Genomic DNA, 19,923 nt, shown 5'->3' on the forward strand with positions numbered 1-19,923 from the left:
GGAGTGCGCAGCCGATGCAATTGCGCTTTGTCGGCTGCGGCGATGCGTTCGGCTCGGGCGGCAGGGCCAACACCTGCTTTCACGTCACGGGGAGGCAGGTCAATTTCCTGATCGATTGCGGTGCCTCCTCGCTGCCGGCCTTGAAGCGGCTCGAGATCGATCGCGACGAAATCGACCTGATCCTGATCACGCATTTCCACGGCGATCATTTTGCCGGCCTGCCGTTCTTTCTGCTCGACGCGCAGTTCTCCAGGCGGACGCGACCGCTGGTGATTGCCGGCCCGGAAGGCATCGAGATGCGGCTCGCGCAGGTGATGGAGGCGCTGTTCGAGCACTCATCGAAGACCAAGCAGCGCTTCGAGCTTTCCGTCGTCGCGCTCTCGCCCGGCGAGAGCCGCAGCTTCGGTGGCGTGACGGTGACGCCCTATCCGGTCGTGCATGGCGAGTCCGGTGGGCCGTTCCTCGGCTATCGCATCGCAGCCGAAGGCCGCGTGCTCGCCTACAGCGCTGATACCGAATGGACGGAGACGCTCATTCCGCTGGCGCATGGCGCGGACCTTTTCATCGCCGAAGCCTACATGTACGAGAAGGTGGTCAAGAACCATCTCAGCCTGAAGACCCTGGAACAGCATCTGCCCGAGATCGGCGCCAAGCGGCTCGTCCTCACCCATATGAGCGACGACGTGCTGTTGCGTCTCGACGACGTGCCGCATCTGGCGGCGGAGGACGGCATGGTGCTCGTGTTCTGACATGCACGCACCGGTTCATCCCAGGGTCACCACAAGACAGGTGTTCGCCATCGCAGGCCCGGCGATGGTCGCGAACCTCACCACGCCGCTGATCGGCGTGGTCTCGACCACCGCGATCGGGCGGCTGAACGACGCCGCGCTGCTCGGCGGCGTCGCCATGGCGTCGGTGATCTTCGACTGCCTGTTCTGGCTGTTCGCCTTCCTGCGCATGAGCACGCTCGCCTTCACTGCGCAATCGCTCGGCGCCGGCGAGTCGGAGGAGAAGAGCGCAATTCTCGTGCGCGGCTTCATCGTGGCCGGACTGATCGGCGTCGCGCTGATCGCGCTTCAGGTACCGCTCGGCGCCGTGCTGTTCAGCCTGATGGGCGGCAGCGAGGGCGTGACGCGCGCGGCAAAGACCTATTTTGCGATCCGCATCTGGTCCTCGCCGCTGGCCTTCGCCAACTACGTCGTGCTCGGCTGGCTGGTGGGACTTGCCCGCGCCAATCTGGCGCTGCTCCAGCAGATCGTGATCAACCTCATCAACGTGGCGGCGACCGTGCTCCTGGTGCTCGTCTACGACACCGGCATTGCGGGCGCGGCGATCGCCGCTGTGATCGCGGAGGCCGCGGGCTTCCTGCTCAGCGCGATGGTGGCGCGGCGTCTCGCCAAAGGTGGTCTCGCCATTCCCCGCGCGCGGTTGTTCGACCGCGCCAAGCTGATCCGGATGCTGTCGGTCAACTCGGACATCATGGTGCGCACCGCCGCGCTGATCACCGTGTTCCTGTTCTTCACCGCCAAGGGCGCGCGGGCCGGCGATGTCACGCTCGCGGCCAATGCGGTGCTGAACAATTTCCTGCTGGTCAGCGCCTTCTTCCTCGATGGCCTCGCCAACGCCGCGCAGCAGCTCTGCGGCCGCACTTTTGGCGCGCGCGATGCGCGCGGCTTTGCCGATTCGACGCGGCTGGTGCTGCTCTGGGGCGTCGGCTTCGCGCTGGTCGTCGCGTTGCTCTTTGCGCTGTTCGGCCCGGCACTGATCAACCTGATGACCGCGAGCGAGGAGGTCCGCCGCAGCGCACGCGATTTTCTCGTCTTCATCATCCTGGCGCCGCTGCCCGGCGTGTTCGCCTTTGGTTTCGACGGCATTTATGTCGGCGCGACCTGGGCGCGCGAGATGCGCAATCTGATGCTCGCCTCGCTCGGAATTTTTCTGGGCACGTGGTGGGCGCTGCAAGCGTTCGGCAATGCCGGACTGTGGACCGCGCTGCTCGGCTTCTATGTCGCGCGCGGCGGGCTGCAGGGCCTGCGCTATCCGGCGCTGTTTCGGGCGACGTTCGCCAAATCATGACCATCGTGTCCCGGACGCGGTGCGGCATGCCCCGGCGATGCGAAGCATCGTCCGATAATGCCGCTCCGCAGAGCCGGGACCCAGCGACTATGGGCCCCGGATCAGCAGCGCACCAAGCCAGCGAAGAGCGGCGCGCTGCGCTGCATCCGGGGCACGAGACCTTCTACATCCCCGGCCAGTCCTCGGCCGTGAGCGTGGCGGCGTCGGCGCCGACGATCTCGGACAGCGAGTCGCGCCCGGTGCGCAGCAGCGTCGAGGCGAGATCGCGCTTGATCTCGTCGACAAGGCCGAGGCCCTTGTAGACAAGCGACGAATAGAGCTGGATCAGGCTCGCGCCGGCGCGGATTTTTGTCAGCGCCGCACCGCCGCTATCCACGCCGCCGACGCCGATCAGCGGGAACGCGCCCTCGACGCGCACATAGGTCTCCGCGACCATGCGCGTCGACAGGCGAAACAGCGGCCGGCCGGAGAGACCGCCCTGCTCCTTCGCGCGCATCTGCTCGCGCAGCGTGCTCGGCCGCGCGATCGTCGTGTTCGACACGATCATGCCGTCGACCTTCCGCGCGCGGGCGACCTGCACGACGTCGTCGAGCTGGGCGAGGCTCAAATCCGGCGCGATCTTGAGCAGCACCGGCGTATCGCCGGCCGTCTCGCGCACGCGCTCGCGCGCGTCGATCACGTGGGCAAGGAGATCGTCGAGCAGCGCGCCCTCCTGCAAGTTGCGCAGGCCCGGCGTGTTCGGCGAGGAGACGTTCACGGTGAAATAGCTCGCGACCGGCGCAAACGTCTCGATCAGCTTGACGTAATCGGCGACGCGATCGGGCGAATCCTTGTTGGCCCCGACATTGACGCCGACGATGCCGCCGTTCTCAGCGCGCGCCGCAAGGCGCCGCAGCGCGATCGTCGCGCCGTCATTGTTGAAGCCCATGCGGTTGATGACGGCTTCATCGCGCTCCAGGCGAAACAGCCGCGGCCGCGGATTACCGGCCTGCGGTTTCGGCGTCACCGAGCCGATCTCGACGAAGCCGAAGCCGAGCCTGAGCAGTGCGTCCGGCACTTCCGCGCTCTTGTCGAAGCCCGCGGCCATGCCGATCGGATTGGGAAAATTCAGGCCGAAGGCCCGCACCGCCAGTTTCGGATCATCGGCGTGCGGCTTGGTCGGCGGCAGGAAGCGCAGGCCCTGGATCGCCAGGCGATGCGCATCCTCCGGATCGAGCCAGCGCAAGACCGGCAGCGAGAAAGCATCGAACGCGCGGATCACGGTGCAAGCTCCGGAATGTCGTGATTGCCGTCGGAGCGCATGGCGAGATTGATGATCGAGATCACCGCACCGAGATCGAGCTCGCCATAGAGATGCGGAAACAGCTCGTCGTTGCGCGAGCGCTCCCAGCGCAGGGCGTCGCCGAGCGCATCGCCGTCGATCTCGACCAGGAACAGGGCGCGCTGCCCGAAGAAATGCTTTCGCGCGGTCTCGGGAACCTGGGCGGCGGTGGAGAAATGGATGAAGCCGTCGCGCGCGTCATCCGCGCTGCCCCGGTACACACCCTGCCGTTCGGCCTCCCGCCAGGCCGAAGCGGCACAAATTTTATAGATCTTGACCACCTGTTGCGGTGTCCTGCTTACGCTTGCTCGTTGAGTCTCTTGGGGTTTTCGCTCCCCAAGGGTCCCAGACCCGGGCGCGACCGTAAAGGCGGCACCTTTCGAACTCAAGACTTGGCTGCCGCCTCTTGCACCGAAAACGGAAAACCGGTTCATTTGAGGCTAGTTTTCCTAGGCGGGCCGGATCGAGGATGATCAGACAGGCCAAAGCGCAGAGGATGCTGACTCACGAGCAGATCTGGGGAGCCCTGGATCGGCTCGCGGCGCGCGCCGGGCTGTCGCCGTCGGGGCTTGCCAAGCGGGCGGGGCTCGATCCCACCACCTTCAACAAGTCCAAGCGCGTGACCTCCGACGGCCGGGAGCGCTGGCCCTCGACCGAATCGATCGCCAAGGCGCTCGCGGCGGCCGGCTCGTCGATCGAGACCTTCGTGCAGCTGATCGGCGATGGCGTACGCGACGGCCGCTCGGTACCGCTGCTCGGCTTCGCGCAGGCCGCGACAAGCGGCCATTTCGACGAGCAGGGCCTCCCCGCCGGCAAGGGCTGGAGCGAAGTCGCGCTGCCCTCGGCGGAGGACGATCACAGCTTTGCGCTTGAGATTTCCGGCGATGCGCTCGCGCCCTATCGCGACGGCGACGTCATCCTGGTGTCGCCGGGCACGCCGATCCGCAAAGGCGACCGCGTGGTGGTAAAGACGAGGGCCGGCGAGATGCTGGTGAAGGCGCTGAAGCGCCGCACGGCGAAGTCGCTGGAATTGCAGTCACTCGATGGCGCGCAGAACGAGCGCACGCTTGCGGTTGCCGATGTCGCCTGGATCGCAAGGATCGTGTGGGCGAGCCAGTGAGGGGCCGATGTGGCGCCTCAACTGCGCGATGTCGTCCTGGCGAAAGCCAGGACCCATTACCCCAGGAGGTCGTTTGGCGAAGACAACTCGTTTGAGACTGCGACCAGACGCAGTCGATAGATTCCGCGGTATGGGTCCTGGCTTTCGCAAGGACGACATCGGGGAGATAGTGCTTCCCGGATTTCGCTGCGTTCCATCCTGGCTACACGCCCTCACGCACTCCTCGCCAGCGCGCCGTCGATCATGTTGACGGCGTTCTGGATGCCGTAGACGGCGACGAAGGAGCCGAAGCGCGGGCCTTTCTCCTGGCCGAGCAGGACCTGGTAGAGCATGTTGAACCAGTCCAGCGTCACGCCGGGACGGCCGTCCTTGCCCTTCTTGACCTGGTCGAGGAACGGCTCGCGGCGGCCGATCTCGTAGACCACGTTCTGGATATCCTCCGCCGAGGCGTCCTGCGACAATTGCGAGAGCGCATCGCGCAGGTCCTGCAACGCGGCGCGCTCGCTATCGGTGGGCTCGCGGAACTGCTTCGTCGGCGCGACGAAGTCACGATAGTAGTTGATGGCGTAGCCGACCATCGCGTCCAGCTTCGGATGCGTCTGCGGGCTCACGCCGGGGCGATAGCGGCCGATGAAGCCCCACAGCGTCTCGGCGTTCTCCGCGTTCGACGACGACACCAGCGTCAGCAGAAGCTGGAAAGTGACGGGCATGTCGGCCTTCGGCGGATGGCCGTTATGGATGTGCCAGACGGGATTGCCGAACTGCTGCTTGGCATCCTGCCGCGAAAAGCCGTCGAGGAACTGCTGATAGTCGTCGACGTTGCGCGGGATGACATCGAAATAGAGCCGCTTCGCGGCTTTCGGCTCGCGGTACATGAACAGCGACAGCGATTCCGGCGGCGCATAGCGCAGCCATTCGTCGATGGTCAGTCCGTTGCCCTTCGACTTCGAGATCTTCTGGCCCTTCTCGTCGAGGAACAGCTCGAAATTGAAGCCTTCGGGCGGCGTGCCGCCGAGCGTCCTCGCAATGGCGCCCGAGAGCTTCACCGAGTCGATCAGATCCTTGCCGGCCATCTCGTAGTCGACGCCGAGCGCGACCCAGCGCATCGCCCAGTCGGCCTTCCACTGGCACTTTACATGGCCGCCCGTGACCGGCGTCTCGACCTCTTCGCCTGTATCAGGATCGACGTAAGTGACGGTGCCGGCAGCGACGTCGCGGCGGATCATCGGCACCTGCAAGACGACGCCCGTGGTCTTGCTGATGGGCAGAAACGGCGAATAGGTCGCGCGGCGGTCGGGCCCGAGCGTCGGCAGGATGATCGCCATCACTTTGTCGTAGGCGGCGAGCATCTTCAGCAGCGTCGCGTCGAACCGGCCCGAGGTGTAGTAGTCGGTTGCGCTGGCGAACTCGTAATCGAAGCCAAAGCTGTCGAGGAAGGCACGCAGGCGGGCGTTGTTGTGGTGCCCGAACGACGGATAGTCGTTGGAGAACGGATCCGGCACCCGCGTCAGCGGCTTGCCGAGATGCGTCGCCAGCATCTCCCTGTTGGGCACGTTGTCGGGGACTTTCCGAAACCCGTCCATGTCATCGGAGAAGGCGATCAGCCGCGTCTTGATCTTGTCCTCGGTCAGCACGCGGAAGGCGTGACGCACCATGCTGGTGCGCGCGACCTCGCCGAAGGTGCCGATATGCGGCAGGCCGGACGGGCCGTAGCCGGTCTCGAACAGCACCTCGTCCTTCGGGCTCTTCTTCAGCCGCGCGACAAGCGCCTTCGCCTGCTCGAACGGCCAGGCGTTGGATTGTTCGGCGAGCGCACGAAGATCGCTCGGGCTGGCGGCAGGATCAATAACGGACATTCAAGGGGCCTCCGGGCCGCGGAAAATAGCGATTTCCGCGCAGAATGCAATTTTGTGGAGCGATACAACCTCACACACCGTCATTGCGAGCGAAGCGAAGCAATCCAGAATCTTTCCGCGGAAATACTCTGGATTGCTTCGTCGCTGCGCTCCTCGCAATGACGGCGGAGGTGGCAGCGACTGACCTAAAACGGGCTCACCGAGAAGTACCGCAGCCACAGATCGGTGTAGCGGCCTTTTTCCCAGACGCGGAACAGCGCCCAGTTCAGCGCCTGCCGCAACAGATCGTTGCCCTTGCGCACGGCGATGCCGACGCCCTCTCCAAAGAAGCGGCTCTCGACGAAGGGGCCGCCGGAGAAGGCGCAGCAATCGCCGGAATCCGTGCCGTTGATCCAGAACGCCAGCGAGATGGCGTCGCCGAAGATGAAGTCGACCTCGCCGCGACGGAGCGCGGTGCGCAAGGCCTCGTCATTGGGATAGCCGTGCAGCTCGGCATCGGTGAACATCGCCTTGAGATACGCTTCATGGGCGGAGCCCGCGATGACGCCGACCTTCTTGCCCTCGAGATATTCGGGACGGATCTCCTGCATCACCGCGTCCTTGCGCGAGGCGAAGCGCGCCGGCACGCGATAATAGGGATCGGTGAAATCGGCGCGCGCACGGAGCTGCGGGCTCACCGCCATGGACGCGATGATGGCATCGCCGCGGTTCGAGGAGAGCGCATCGACCAGCGTCTCGAAGCGGCGCATCTGCACCGTGCAGGTGACCTTGATCTCCTCGCAGAGCGCACGGGCGAGATCGACGTTGAAGCCGGCCGGATTGCCGTCGGCGCCGGTGTAGTTGAACGGCGGATAGTCGGTCTCGGTCAGGAAACGGATCACCGTCAGGCGCGACAGGTCCGGCCGTTCGGGCCGGCGGCGCGGGTCCCAGAAGCCGGGCACGGCCTGGGGAGCCGCTTGAGGCGCGACCTGCGGGGAAGCCTGGGGAGCACCGGGCGCTGGCTTGGCTGGGGTCTGCGCAAGTGCGCCGGACGCAGTCGACAACAGGCAGGCGCCGGCTCCCGCCATCCCGATCAGGAGGCGGCGGACAGTTTTGAGCGATTTCGCCTGTTGCGATGGGGCCATCGGCTTGAGATTAGCGGGATTTCGTTGAGATCGGAGGGCCTTATAGACCATCCCGCCGGGAACGCGAGCGCCGATTGCAGCCCATCTGAGACCTCAGAGATACCGCTTCAGCTCGGCCGCGGCCTCTTCGGGGGGCCGCTTCATATTGAACGGCGCGACGAACCTCCCATCGCGGTCCATCAAATAGATCAGCGCGGTGTGGTCCATGGTGTAGTCGCCGTCCTTGGTCGGGACCTTCTTGGCGTAGACGCGGTAGGACGTCAGCACCTTGCTGGTCTCGGCGGGATCGCCGCTGAGGCCTTCCAGATGCGGATCGAAGCTCGACAGATAGTCCTTCATCGTCGACGGCGTGTCGCGCTCGGGATCGACCGAGATGAAATAGGCGTTCACCTTGTCGGCGTCCTTGCCCATCGCGCGCAGTACCTCCGAGATCTCGAACAGCGAGGTCGGGCAGACGTCCGGGCAATGGGTGTAGCCGAAGAAGATCAGGGTCGGCTTGCCCTTCAGGCTCTTGTCGGTGACGGTTTTGCCGTTCTGGTCGGTGAGCGTGAACGGCCCGCCAATCGCGGCCGGCTGCGCCACCTTGCTGACGCCGCCCATAGCCCAGAACATTACAAGCAGACCGACGACGAGGCTTGCGGCGAAGGCAGTCGCGATCACCAGCGGGCGGGCAGTCCGGCTCATCGTGGAGAGAATCCCATTTTACGGATCAGAAGCAGGCGGACAGGCCGGCCCTGATCACTTCAAAAAACACCTGGGTGCCGTAGTGGAACCACAGCGCCAGCGTGGCGAGCACGGCGAGACCGCCAAGCCCTGCGCCCGCAAATAGCAGCACGGACGGCGTCCTGCCGGCAGTGGGCGAATTGTCCGATACCGGATGTGCTGATTGCAGTGGTTGAGCCATGACAATGACCGGGGCGATGCGCGCCGGTTCCCTGCCCTTCAAATAGGCGCTGGCCCACGCCCGGGCAAGCGCCGCGGGCGGGCCAGAATAGCTCCCCGGATCAGCTCGTTCTGATGGATATTAGTGAAGCAGCTGGCCCCGGGCGGACTCCAGCTCATCCGCTTGCGGAAGAGCCCGGCGCGACGGCCGGCTGGGCGCGGCCTGCACGTCCATGTAGCAGGGCTTGTACATCGCCTGGAGCTGCCTGCCCCTGAGGAAGATCATGTGCGGGGTGAGGCCGCCACGCTGCGAGATCCAGCGCCTCACGTGCGACGGGTACATCGCATACAGCATCTGGGTCGCTTCGGGATTGGTGACGGCGCGGCCATTGGAGCCGAAATCCCAGGCGGCATGGAAGCCGAGCGTCGCATGCGAGGTCACGCAGATGCGGTCTCGCGGGATGGCACCGAGGACGATGGTGCAGGCAGAGGCGCAGAGCCCGTCGATGATCACGGTCTCGCCGGACTGCCGCAGGTCCTGGTACCTGTCGACATAGGTTCCGATGCGGCCGCCACGGTCGTCCGCGATACGAACCACTGCGTGAGAGGCCCCCATGCCCGCGAACAGGAGAACCGCTGCGAGCAACCCCGTCAGAAACTTCATGTCCCCCGCCCCAGTCCCATTCGAATCTGTGTGTCAGGTGATGATGCGGCGCCAGCGTCCGTCGTAACCGTGGTTTTGTCTAGGCGCGTGGGCTGGCTCAAAACAAATTCAAATACGGTGTTGCGCCCGCGCTGCACTTCGCCGATCCCTTGGCCGGCCCAATCCCAAAGTGGAACAAGTTAACGGATTCTTGCGCCCCTCCTCTTGATCCCAGCGACGGCGGCTGACAATCCGGATGACTACAGGGGGAACTCAATGGTTGAGCAGGCGGACGTCATCATTATCGGCGCGGGGTTGTCGGGGCTGGTTGCTGCAACCGAGATTGCCGATGCCGGCAAGCGCGTGATCGTCGTCGATCAGGAGGGCGAGCAATCGATCGGCGGTCAGGCGTTCTGGTCGTTCGGCGGATTGTTCCTGGTCGATTCGCCGGAACAGCGCCGGCTCGGGATCAAGGATTCCTTCGAGCTCGCATTGCAGGACTGGCTCGGCACCGCGGGCTTCGACCGCGACGAGGATTTGTGGCCAAGGAAATGGGCTGAAGCCTATGTGGCGTTCGCGGCCGGCGAGAAGCGCTCGTGGCTCCGCGCGATGGGCCATCGCATCTTCCCGGTGGTCGGCTGGGCCGAGCGCGGCGGCTATGACGCGATGGGGCACGGCAATTCGGTGCCACGCTTTCACGTCACCTGGGGCACAGGACCCGGCATCGTCGAGCCGTTCGAGCGCCGCGCACGCGAGGCGGCCAGAAGGGGCCGGCTGACCTTCAAGTTCCGCCATCGCGTCGATGCATTGAACATCACGAACGGCACGGTCGACGGTGTGAGCGGAAAAATCCTCGAGCCTGACAGTGTCGAGCGCGGCAAGAGCTCCTCGCGCAAGGTAGTCGGCGACTTCACGTTGAAGGCGCAGGCGGTGATCGTTGCCTCCGGCGGCATCGGCGGCAATCACGATCTGGTGCGGCAGAACTGGCCGAAGCGGCTGGGCGAGCCGCCGAAGTTCATGATCTCCGGCGTGCCCGAACACGTCGACGGCCGCATGATCGGCATCACGGAAGGCGTCGGCGCGCGGCTGATCAACCGCGACCGCATGTGGCACTATGTCGAGGGCATCCAGAACTGGTCACCAATCTGGCCGCGCCACGGCATCCGCATCCTGCCCGGTCCCTCCTCGATGTGGTTCGATGCCACGGGCACGCGCCTGCCGGCGCCGCTCTTCCCAGGCTCGGACACGCTCGGCCAGCTCAAATACATCATGTCGACCGGCTATGATTATTCCTGGTTCGTGCTGACCCAGAGCATCATCAAGAAGGAATTTGCGCTCTCGGGCTCCGAGCAGAATCCGGATCTCACGGGAAAAAGCTGGCGCATGACCTTGCGCCGCGCCACCAACAAGGGCGCGCCGGCGCCGGTCGAAGCGTTCAAGAGCCATGGTGTCGACTTCATTGTGCGCGACAAGCTCGAGGAGCTCGTGGCTGCCATGAACAATCTTGCCGGCAACGATCTCCTCAGGCTCGACCATGTCAGGATGCAGATCGAGGCGCGCGACCGTGAGATCGCCAATCCCTTCGTCAAGGACGCGCAGGTCATGAATATCCACAATGCGCGCCGCTATATCGGCGACAAGCTGATCCGCACCGCCGCTCCCCATCGGATCCTCGATCCCGAGCACGGGCCGCTGATCGCGGTCAAGCTCAACATCCTGACGCGCAAGACGCTCGGCGGCTTCGAGACCGATCTGGACTCGCGCGTGTTCGGACAAGAGGGCCAGGTCATTCCCGGCCTTTACGCCGTGGGCGAGGCCGCCGGCTTCGGCGGCGGCGGCGTGCACGGCTACCGCTCGCTGGAAGGCACGTTCCTCGGCGGCTGCCTGTTCTCGGGCCGCAACGCCGGGCGCGCAGCGGCGAAGGCTGTGGGGTGACATCGTGCTGTGGCGGTGGGGCATTGGAGTTGTGGCTGCAATGCTGCTGTTCGCCGTACATGCCGAGGCCGACACGATCCACGTCAATGGCGTGACCCGCACGTTCATCATGATGCGGGCGCCGACCAAGCCGGCGCCGCTCGTCATCGTGCTGCACGGCAAGACGCAGCGCGGCGCCGACATGGTGACGCGGACATCCTGGCCGCTGATTGCCAGGCGCGACTCCTTTGCCGTGGTTTTCCCTGATGGACTGAGCAACGCCTGGGCTGATGCGCGACCCGACGCACGACACGCCGGCCGCGGACCGCCCGAGGGCACCGACGACATCGCTTTCATCGTGGCCCTGGTCGACAAGCTCGTGAAGGACGGCACGGCAGACGCGCGCCGCGTCTATGTCACCGGCATCTCCAATGGCGGCGCGATGACCATGACGCTGGCCTGCAACCGCGCCGATCTGTTCGCGGCCGCCGCGAGCGTGATCATGAACCTCACCGACGAATCGGCCGCCGCCTGCCATCCATCGCGTCCGCTGCCGATGCTGATCATGAACGGCACCGTCGATCCGCTGATCCCCTATGGCGGCGGCCGCGGCACGAGCTATTTCGCGGCCAACGGTTTCTGGTCGACCACGAAGACGCTGGCATTCTGGCGCAGTGTCGATGGCTGCGAAGCTGATGATGCCACGGCAACCGATCTGCCCGACAGGAATCCTCACGACGAGTCCACCGTGACGCAGATTGGCTCTCGCTGCCCGAAAGGGCGCGACGTCGTGCTCTATCGCGTCAATGGCGGCGGTCATCGCATGCCCGGGCATTTCCCCGACGCGAATTTCCCAAAGCTCGCGAACGGCCTGCTCGGCCCGCAGAACGGCGACATCGACGGCGCCGATACGATCTGGGCGTTCTTCAGCCGCTTTCCTTAGCGCATGATCCGGACCCGAAGGGCCGCGTTAGCGCAAAGTGCGAAGCGGTTTTCCGAAAAAGATCATGCACGATCAAGAACCTAAAGCGCGGTGACGATTGATTTCAATCTCATCGCGCTTTAGGCCGCGCATGCATCGGCCGCGACGCATGCGTCACCGGCGACGCATGCGTCACCGGGGTGGCAGAGCACAAGGCGCTGCGCTAGACAGGGCCGCCATTCCAACAGGAGATCCCCATGAGCATTCAACGTCTTGAATCCGGCCCGCGCATGAGCCAGGTCGTCGTGCACGGCAACACCGTCTATCTCGCTGGTGTCGTCGCCAGCAAGGCCGCCGGTGAAAGCGTGACGAAGCAGACCCAGGACATTCTGGCGACCATCGACAGCCATCTTGCCAAGGCAGGCACCGACAAATCGAAACTGCTGTCGGCGACGATCTACATCACCGACATGAAGACCTTTCAGGAAATGAACGCCGTGTGGGACGCCTGGGTGTCGCCCGGCAACACGCCGGCGCGTGCCACCGTGGAAGCCAAGCTCGCCGCCCCGCAATACACCGTCGAGATCATGGTGACCGCGGCGAAGTAAGCGTCGCCCGGACAAAATTGCGCGCGCCTGAAGCGCGATGAATATCATCGCGCTTCAGTTCTTTGTTGGCGCATGATCTTGTCGGAAAACCGCTTCACACCTTTCCGGATCATGCGCATGACCTCCGAGGTAATCGATTGGCGCGCGCAAACCTTCGATAGTCAGGGACAGCCGAACCATCCGGCGTTTTTCGAAGGAGGCCACCATGACCGACCACATCACCCTCGCCCGCCGCTATATCGATCTCTGGAACGAGCGCACGCCGGGCAAACGGCGCGAACTGCTCAGCGAGAACTGGACGGCGGATGCGAGCTATATCGATCCCTTGATGCGCGGTGACGGCCATGACGGCGTCGATGCGCTGATCGCCGGCGTGCAGCAGCGCTTTCCGGAGTTCAGGTTCAAGCTGATCGGCGAGCCAAACGGCTATGGCGAGCACCTGCGCTTTTCCTGGGGCCTCGGCCCCGACGGCGTCGACAGCCCGATCAAAGGCACCGATTTCGCCGTACTGAAAGACGGCCGCATCAAGAGCATCACGGGATTCTTGGATCAGGTGCCTGCCGGCACGTGAGAGAGCGAACACGCTCTCTTTCCCTCTCCCTTTGTGGGAGAGGGTGGCTCGCCGCGCAGCGGCGAGACGGGTGAGGGGTCTCTCTCCGCATACGGCCCTCTTGCTTTTGAAATTGCGGAAACAACCCCTCATCCGGCGCCATAGCCGATGCGAAGCATCGGCGTTCTTAAGAACGGCGGCCGTAGGCCGCCTATGCCACCTTCTCCCACAAGGGGGAGAAGGAAGGAAGTGCTCGCGGCAACATCAGCGCAATCGATACGCCCGCTGAGCATTCGCTCCGAATGCTTTCTTGCGTACCTGTGGGCCCAGCTTCGTCAGGCATTCATCGAGCGCGCCCTTGATCTCACCGTAGCTTCCTGCAAGCAGGCACACGGGCCAGTCGGAGCCGAAGATCAGGCGATCCTCGCCGAAGCATTTGGCGACGTGCTCGACGTAGGGCAATAGGCGCTCCGCGTCCCAGTCGTTCCAGCGGGCCTCCGTCGCTAGGCCGGAGATCTTACACCAGACATTGCCGCAGGCTGCGAGCGCGGCGATGCGGTCGGCCCAGTCGCGACTGAAACCTTCCGCGATCGGCGGCTTGGCGGCGTGATCGAGCACGAAACGCGCTTGCGGAAAGGCCTGCGCGGTGGCGATAGCAGCGGGAAGTTCGCGGGTGCGGACCAGGAAATCGTAGGTGAGATCGTGCGCGAACACCGCCATCAGGCCACGCTGCACGTCCTCGCGCAACAGCCAGTCGGGATCGGCTTCGTCATGGACCTGGTGGCGGATGCCGACAAGCTTCTTGCCTTCCGGCGAGGCCCGCAGCCGGTCGAGCGTCTCATCGAGCGCGCCATCCGTGAGATCGGCCCAGCCGACAACGCCGGCGACGAAGGGCGTCGCCGCAGCAATGCGCAGAAATTCCTCGGTCTCCGCGACCGAGGACCGGCACTGCACCAAAATGCTCGCATCGATGCTGTTCTGCTTCAGGAGCGGCGCCAGATCGGCGGGGCCAAAGGCGCGGCGGATCGGGGCGAGTTCGGCCGCCACCATCCAGGGATAGTCGGCGCGCGCTGGGTCCCAGAAATGTTGATGCCCGTCAATCACCATATTTCACCCTCCACCTGGCAAAATCCTAGCCTCTCCCGCCTGCGGGTCTGCAGGCGGGAGAGGAAGCGCAGGAACGTCGGGGCTGACAGACGTTCCTACTTCAAGAGTTGCGCGACGTTGTCCTTCGTCACGAGGTCGAGGCCGGTGTAGATGATCTCCGGCACCTTCTCGCCCTTCTTGATCGCGAGCAGGGCGTCCATCGACTTCACGCCCATCTCGAACGGGCGCTGGCCGGTGAGCGCGTTGGAATAGCCGTCACGCAGGAGCTCAAGCTGCATCTTGAGCGTGTCGGCGACGACGAGCGTCAGCTTGCCGGAATCGATGTCCTTCTTGTTCTTGTTGACGAAAGCCTTGAAGCCTTCCGGCGCGAACATCGGCCAGCCGCCGACCGGCACGATCGCGGCGAGGTCCGGCGTCGCGGTGCGCAGGTCCGCCATCTGCTGAACCGCGAGCGTGGAATCGTCGTTGCAGAAGGTCGGCGAGCCCGCGACCTCCACCCATTTCGAGCCCTTGAGCGCCTCGCGGACGCCATCGACGCGCTCGGCGAGGTTCTTCGCGCCCGGACCGCCGGAGACCATGGCATATTTGCCACCCTCGGGCCGGAGCTGGAGCAATTGCTTGCCGAGCGCGAGGCCGAAGTCCTTGTTGTTGGTGCCGATATAGGCGATGCGCTTGGAGCCCGGCGCATCCGCGTCAAACGTGATGACGGGAATGCCGGCTGCGGTCGCCGCCTCGATCGACTTGGTCATCGCCGCGACGTCGGCAACCGAGATCGCCAGGCCATCCACCTTCTGGGTGATGAAGTCCTGGATGATCTGCGCCTGCGTCGCCGGCTCGTGCTCGATCGGCCCCTTGTAGATGCACTCGACGTTGCCGAGCTCCTTCGCGCGCTTCATGCAGCCGTCGCGTGCCACGTCGAAGAACGGATTGTTCATCGCCTTGGGTACGACCGCGAACTTGTAGGTCTGGGCGAACGCCGGGGTCGCCATCATCGCAATGGCCATGCCGGCAAGCAGGATCTTCCTCATTACGTTCCCTCCACATTATGCCTATCCTCTTGAAAACCATGGCTCCGGAAGGCGGATAGACGATGCATTCGTTGCCCTCCCGGAGTAACTCTTGTCAGGCCATGCGCGAGCGGATGCGGTCCACCAGCACGGCCAGGATGATGATCACGCCGACCAGCGTTTGCTGCCAGTAGGAGTTGACTTGCGCAAGCACGAGGCCGTTGCGGATCACCTCGAGCAGCACGCAGCCGACGATGGCTCCTAACGGACCGCCGATGCCGCCGGCAAGATTGGCACCGCCGATGACGGCGGCCGCGATCACGTTGAGCTCGTAGGACGTCGCCATGTTCGCCGGCGCCGATCCCAGCCAGCCGGAGATGATGATGCCCTGAAGCCCCGCGGCGAGCGCGCAGATCACGTAGACCTCGATCTTCACGCGTACGACCGAGATGCCGGTCAATTCGGCTGCCTTCTCGTTACCGCCGAGCGCGAAGACGTGACGACCGAAGGTGGTGTGGTGCAGCACCACCGCCATGACGAGGGCGAGGATCACGAGGTAAATGAACGGCGCGGGCACGCCGAACAGGTCGCCCGAGGTGAGCGCGTAGAAATAGTCGGCGTCGGGGCCACCCGGAAAGCTGCCGCGGCCGTTGGAGACGACATAAGCGAGCCCACGCACGATCGAGAGCATGCCGAGTGTCGTGACGAATGGCGACAGCCCCAGCGTCGCGATGCAGAAGCCGTTGATGAGCCCGACGACGAGTGCGGCCGCCAGCCCCGCCACCACCGAGATCACGAGAATCAATCCAGGCACGTTGGCGACGACGGTCTTGCCGTCAGCCGCCAAATGGACGAACAGCGATCCCGGTGCCGACAGCTCGACCATGACCATGGATGTGATCATGGCGGAGAAGCACATCATCGAACCGACGGAAAGATCGATGCCGCCGGTGATGATGACGAAGGTGATTCCGAGGGTTGCGATGGCGATGAAGGAAAAGTTCTTCGCCACGTTCTGCATGTTGCCTTCGGTGAAGAAATAGGGGCTGGCGAAATGCATGATGGCGAGCAGCACCAGGAGCGCGAGCAGGACGTAGCCGGTCTGCGTCGCAAGAAGACCGCGCTGCCACCATCTTGCCTTGCCGACATTGGTGAAGGTGATAGGGGATTCGATCTGGATCGCCATTACGCCGCCTCCTTCGCGCCGGTGATGAGGGCGGTGACTTCCTCGGGGCTGGTATCGTGGATCGCCTTGTCGGCGCGCTTCTCGCCACGGCGCATCACCACGACGCGGTCGCAGACCGCGAACACGTCGGGCATGCGGTGCGAGATCAGCATCACGGCGACGCCCTGCTCCTTCAGGCGGTGGATCAGGCTCAGCACCTGCTCGACCTGGCGCACCGAGATCGCGGCGGTTGGCTCGTCCATCATCACGAGCTTGGCGTTCGACAGCCGCGTCCGCGCGATCGCGACCGCCTGGCGCTGGCCGCCCGACATCTGCTTGACGAGATCATGCGGCCGCGTCTCCGAGCGCAACTCGCCGAACAAGTCCAGCGCGCGCGCCGCCATCGCCTTGTGGTCGAGCAGCGAGATGGGACCGAATTTGCGCTTGAGCTCGCGGCCGAGAAAGACGTTCGCCGCCGCCGACAGATTGTCGGCGAGCGCGAGGTCCTGGTAGACCACCTCGATGCCGACGGCGCGGGCGTCGATCGGCCGGTAGAAATGCACGGCATTGCCGTCGAAGCGGATCTCGCCGTGGCTGGGACGGAAATTGCCGGCGATAATTTTCACCAGCGTCGACTTGCCGGCGCCGTTGTCGCCCATCAAGCCGACCACCTCGCCCGGATAGACCTGCATGTCGACGTCGTGCAGCGCGCGGATGGCGCCGAACTCCTTGCCGATCCCGGTCAGTTCGAGGACCGGCTGCCGTGTTGCTTCAACGTTTGTCATCAGCGGCCTCGCTCAGACGTACCGGTTGACCAGGGATTCAAGGTATTCCTGCCGGCCCGACCGCGGCTGCGGATCGAAGCCGGGGGCGAGCGCGCGATCGGCGAGATCGGCGAGCGAGCGCTGGCCGGCAAGGATGGCGCGGCCCTCAGCTCCAGCCCATCCGTTATAGCGCTCGGCGAGCGGCGCCGTGAGCGCGCCGGCATCGAGCATGTCGGCCGCCGCGAGGAAGGCCCGCGCGCAGGCATCCATCGAGCCGACATGGGCGTGGATCAGATCGTCGGGGTCGATCGATTGTCGCCTGATCTTGGCATCGAAATTGAGACCGCCCGTGGTAAAGCCGCCGCGGTTCAGCATCTCGTGGAACACCAGCACCAGCTCGCACACGTTCATCGCGAACTGGTCGGTGTCCCAGCCGAGCAGATCATCGCCGCGGTTGATGTCGAGCGAGCCGAACACGCCGAGCGCCTCGGCAAGCGCAACCTCGTGCTGGAACGAGTGCCCGGCGAGGATGGCGTGGTTCTGCTCGATGTTGAGCTTGACGTCCTCGAGGAGGTCATAGCGCTGGAGGAAGCTGTAGCAGGTGGCAACGTCGAAGTCGTATTGATGCTTGGTCGGCTCCTTCGGCTTGGGCTCGATCAGGATCGGGCCCTCGAAACCGATCTTGTGCTTGTGCTCGACGACCAGCGAGACGAAGCGGCCGAGCTGGTCGAGCTCGCGGCCGATGTCGGTGTTGAGCAGCGTCTCGTAACCCTCGCGCCCGCCCCACAGCACATAGTTCTGGCCGCCGAGCCGGTGCGTGACCTCGAGCGCGGCGCGCACCTGTCCGGCGGCATAGGTAAAGACGTCGGGATCCGGATTGGTCGCGGCGCCCGCCATGTAGCGGCGGTGCGTGAACAGATTGGCGGTGCCCCAGAGCAGGCGCACCTTGGCGGAGGCCATCTTCTGTTCGAACAGATCGGCGATCGCGTTGAGGTTGGCGACGGATTCGGCGAGCGAGGCTCCTTCCGGCGCCGCGTCGACGTCATGGAAGGTGAAGAACGGCACATCTAGCAGGCGGAACAGCTCGAAGGCGACATCGGCCTTGGCGCGCGCCATCGCCATGGCATCGCTGCCGTGATGCCATGGCCGCAGGAACGTCTCGCCGCCGAAGGGATCACCGCCCGGCCAGCAGAACGAATGCCAGTAGCAGACGGCAAAGCGCAAATGATCCTCCAGCCTGCGGCCGTGGACGATGCGGTCCTTGTCGTACCAGCGGAACGCGAGCGGGCCCTTGGCGTTCGTACCGCCATAGGCGACCGGCGCGGTCGCACCAAAGAAATTTGGGGATGCGTTCACAGCGAGAACTCCTTCAGCGCGGGATACAGTTTTCGCCACTGATGATAGGCGTCGTCATAGGCGGCAGCAGTGGACGCGCGCGGCGCGAAACTCGCGAGGCGCCGCGGCCGCGTGCAGACTTGCGCGGGCTCCTCGCCGGTGGCGGCCAGGCGTCCGAGCCGCGCGGCGCCCAGCGCAGCTCCGACCTCGCCTTCCTCGACGCGGTGGACGGGAATGCCGAGCACGTCGGCGCAGATCTGCGCCCACAAGGCCGAGCGCGATCCGCCGCCGACGAGATCGACCTCCGAAATCGCCGAGCTGGCGCTGCCGAGCGCGGCGAGATTGTCGCGCGCGGCGAAGGCGACGCCTTCGAGCACGGCCTGCACGATCTGGTCGCGTCCGTTTGCGCCGCGCAGGCCCACGAAGGCGCCGCTCGCTGCAGCATCATTGTGCGGCGTGCGCTCGCCATCGAGGTAGGGCAGGAACTTGATCGGGCTCGGCGCATCGACGCTCTCGCCGAGCGGCGCAAGCAGCGCGGCAGCAGGCGTTGCCATCACGTCGGAAAGCCAGGCGAGGGAAGCCGCCGCCGAGAGCATCACGCCCATCTGATGCCACAGGCCGGGCAGTGCGTGGCAGAAGGCGTGCACGGCGGAAGCGGGCGCCGGCGCAAACCGGTCGGTGACACGGAAGATGACGCCGGAGGTGCCGAGCGACAGGAAGGCATCGCCGGGCGCGATCGCGCCGAGCCCGATCGCGCTCGCCGCGTTGTCACCGGCGCCACCGGCAACCACCACATTCTTCGCCATGCCCCATCGCTGCGCGTATTCTGGAGCCAGCACTGCACTGACCTCGCTGCCCTCGACGAGCCGCGGCATGTGATGCAGATCGAGGCCCGTGGCGTGCAGCAGCAGCGGCGACCAGCGGCGCTGGCCGACGTCGAGCCACAGCGTGCCGGCGGCATCCGACATGTCCTCGACCATCTCGCCGGTGAGGCGGTAGCGGACATAGGCCTTCGGCAACAGCACTTTTGCGACGCGCCTGAAGATCTCGGGCTCGTGCCCCGCGACCCACAACAGCTTTGGCGCAGTGAAACCGGGCATCGCCAGATTGCCCGCAATCGCATGCAGCGACGGACAGCGCCGCTCCAGCTTGGCACATTCGGCATGCGAGCGGCCGTCGTTCCAGAGAATGGCAGGGCGCAGCGGACGGCCGTCATCGCCAAGCAGCGTCGCGCCGTGCATCTGGCCGGACAGCCCGATGCCGCGAGTGAGCGCGACCTCGCTGCGGTTGCTGGCGGCGAGATCGTCGACCGCGCCGACCGCGGCATCGACCCAGGCGTCCGGATCCTGCTCGGACCACAGCGGCGCGGGATGCGACAGCGCAAGCTCGCGCGCGGCGGTCGCGACAATCGCACCGGCTTCGCTTACGAGCACCGCCTTCACACCGGACGTGCCGATGTCCAGTCCGAGAAACACGTTTCGTCCTCCCTTTCCGGCCCTGCTGGCGATCTCTGTCGCCTGTCCCGCACG

At 65.1% G+C, this 19,923-nt stretch carries 20 protein-coding genes; 7 read left to right on the forward strand and 13 right to left on the reverse strand.

All coding sequences use genetic code 11. From position 1 onward, the window contains the following. Positions 1-14 precede the first annotated feature (14 nt). Complete coding sequence (locus YUU_RS0105425) at positions 15-749, forward strand: MBL fold metallo-hydrolase (RefSeq protein WP_027521472.1); 735 nt, start codon at positions 15-17, stop codon at positions 747-749. A gap of 1 nt (position 750) precedes the next feature. Continuing rightward, the gene (locus YUU_RS0105430; RefSeq protein WP_027521473.1) at positions 751-2,076 is read left to right on the forward strand and encodes an MATE family efflux transporter; all 1,326 of its coding nucleotides are present in this window, start codon (positions 751-753) and stop codon (positions 2,074-2,076) included. A 163-nt stretch (positions 2,077-2,239) separates the two neighbouring features. Here the strand turns inward: YUU_RS0105430 and YUU_RS0105435 are convergent, their stop codons facing one another. Both YUU_RS0105435 and YUU_RS0105440 read right to left on the reverse strand, forming a co-directional pair. Then, positions 2,240-3,337, reverse strand: a complete 1,098-nt coding sequence (locus YUU_RS0105435) for a quinone-dependent dihydroorotate dehydrogenase (RefSeq protein WP_027521474.1) — start codon at positions 3,335-3,337, stop codon at positions 2,240-2,242. Further along, on the reverse strand, positions 3,334-3,678 hold the full coding sequence (locus YUU_RS0105440; RefSeq protein WP_027521475.1) for a DUF952 domain-containing protein: 345 nt from the start codon (positions 3,676-3,678) through the stop codon (positions 3,334-3,336). Before YUU_RS0105440 ends, YUU_RS0105435 begins: the two co-directional genes overlap by 4 nt. A 188-nt stretch (positions 3,679-3,866) precedes the next feature. On the opposite strand from YUU_RS0105440, the gene YUU_RS0105445 reads away from it, so the two are divergent. Next, entirely contained in the window at positions 3,867-4,517 is a 651-nt protein-coding gene (locus YUU_RS0105445; RefSeq protein WP_027521476.1) for a helix-turn-helix transcriptional regulator, read from the forward strand. A 212-nt stretch (positions 4,518-4,729) separates the two neighbouring features. Here YUU_RS0105445 and YUU_RS0105450 read toward each other — a convergent pair whose 3' ends face one another. The 5 genes from YUU_RS0105450 to YUU_RS0105470 all read right to left on the reverse strand — a co-directional run bounded on the left by YUU_RS0105450 (position 4,730) and on the right by YUU_RS0105470 (position 9,043). After that, a complete protein-coding gene (locus YUU_RS0105450) occupies positions 4,730-6,373 on the reverse strand; it encodes a lysine--tRNA ligase (RefSeq protein ID WP_027521477.1) in 1,644 nt (547 codons plus the stop codon). Between the two features lie 185 nt (positions 6,374-6,558). After that, the gene (locus YUU_RS0105455; protein ID WP_027521478.1) at positions 6,559-7,497 is read right to left on the reverse strand and encodes a transporter substrate-binding domain-containing protein; all 939 of its coding nucleotides are present in this window, start codon (positions 7,495-7,497) and stop codon (positions 6,559-6,561) included. A 93-nt stretch (positions 7,498-7,590) separates the two neighbouring features. Next, positions 7,591-8,181, reverse strand: a complete 591-nt coding sequence (locus YUU_RS0105460) for an SCO family protein (RefSeq protein ID WP_027521479.1) — start codon at positions 8,179-8,181, stop codon at positions 7,591-7,593. A 25-nt stretch (positions 8,182-8,206) separates the two neighbouring features. Then, positions 8,207-8,332 (reverse strand): hypothetical protein, encoded by a 126-nt coding sequence (locus tag YUU_RS62295; protein WP_256375267.1) that lies wholly within the window; start codon positions 8,330-8,332, stop codon positions 8,207-8,209. 189 nt (positions 8,333-8,521) lie between these two features. Further along, on the reverse strand, positions 8,522-9,043 hold the full coding sequence (locus tag YUU_RS0105470; RefSeq protein WP_027521481.1) for a hypothetical protein: 522 nt from the start codon (positions 9,041-9,043) through the stop codon (positions 8,522-8,524). Between the two features lie 255 nt (positions 9,044-9,298). Between YUU_RS0105470 and YUU_RS0105475 the strand changes: the two genes are divergently transcribed. The 4 genes from YUU_RS0105475 to YUU_RS0105490 all read left to right on the forward strand — a co-directional run bounded on the left by YUU_RS0105475 (position 9,299) and on the right by YUU_RS0105490 (position 13,037). Further along, positions 9,299-10,957 carry an FAD-binding dehydrogenase gene (locus YUU_RS0105475; protein ID WP_027521482.1) on the forward strand — a complete coding sequence of 553 codons (1,659 nt, stop codon included), beginning with the start codon at positions 9,299-9,301 and terminating at the stop codon, positions 10,955-10,957. Between the two features lie 40 nt (positions 10,958-10,997). Then, the gene (locus tag YUU_RS0105480) at positions 10,998-11,879 is read left to right on the forward strand and encodes a PHB depolymerase family esterase (protein ID WP_051389617.1); all 882 of its coding nucleotides are present in this window, start codon (positions 10,998-11,000) and stop codon (positions 11,877-11,879) included. Positions 11,880-12,115: 236 nt separating this feature from the next. Then, positions 12,116-12,466, forward strand: a complete 351-nt coding sequence (locus tag YUU_RS0105485; RefSeq protein ID WP_027521484.1) for a RidA family protein — start codon at positions 12,116-12,118, stop codon at positions 12,464-12,466. Positions 12,467-12,671: 205 nt separating this feature from the next. After that, the gene (locus tag YUU_RS0105490) at positions 12,672-13,037 is read left to right on the forward strand and encodes a nuclear transport factor 2 family protein (RefSeq protein WP_027521485.1); all 366 of its coding nucleotides are present in this window, start codon (positions 12,672-12,674) and stop codon (positions 13,035-13,037) included. Positions 13,038-13,280: 243 nt separating this feature from the next. Here YUU_RS0105490 and YUU_RS0105495 read toward each other — a convergent pair whose 3' ends face one another. The 6 genes from YUU_RS0105495 to xylB form a co-directional block, all read right to left on the reverse strand. Continuing rightward, the gene (locus tag YUU_RS0105495; RefSeq protein WP_027521486.1) at positions 13,281-14,123 is read right to left on the reverse strand and encodes an amidohydrolase; all 843 of its coding nucleotides are present in this window, start codon (positions 14,121-14,123) and stop codon (positions 13,281-13,283) included. A 95-nt stretch (positions 14,124-14,218) separates the two neighbouring features. Next, positions 14,219-15,151 carry a sugar-binding protein gene (locus tag YUU_RS0105500; RefSeq protein ID WP_027521487.1) on the reverse strand — a complete coding sequence of 311 codons (933 nt, stop codon included), beginning with the start codon at positions 15,149-15,151 and terminating at the stop codon, positions 14,219-14,221. Between the two features lie 94 nt (positions 15,152-15,245). Continuing rightward, a complete protein-coding gene (locus YUU_RS0105505; RefSeq protein WP_027521488.1) occupies positions 15,246-16,316 on the reverse strand; it encodes an ABC transporter permease in 1,071 nt (356 codons plus the stop codon). After that, complete coding sequence (locus YUU_RS0105510; RefSeq protein WP_027521489.1) at positions 16,316-17,080, reverse strand: ATP-binding cassette domain-containing protein; 765 nt, start codon at positions 17,078-17,080, stop codon at positions 16,316-16,318. The genes YUU_RS0105505 and YUU_RS0105510 overlap by 1 nt, the downstream gene beginning before the upstream one ends. 12 nt (positions 17,081-17,092) lie before the next feature. After that, positions 17,093-18,415, reverse strand: coding sequence for a xylose isomerase (gene xylA / locus YUU_RS0105515; RefSeq protein ID WP_027521490.1), 1,323 nt, complete (start codon positions 18,413-18,415; stop codon positions 17,093-17,095). Further along, entirely contained in the window at positions 18,412-19,869 is a 1,458-nt protein-coding gene (gene xylB / locus YUU_RS0105520) for a xylulokinase (RefSeq protein ID WP_027521491.1), read from the reverse strand. Before xylB ends, xylA begins: the two co-directional genes overlap by 4 nt. Between the last annotated feature and the right edge of the window lie 54 nt (positions 19,870-19,923).

Origin of the sequence: Bradyrhizobium sp. Ec3.3 (assembly GCF_000472925.1) — a bacterium.
Lineage (GTDB): Bacteria > Pseudomonadota > Alphaproteobacteria > Rhizobiales > Xanthobacteraceae > Bradyrhizobium.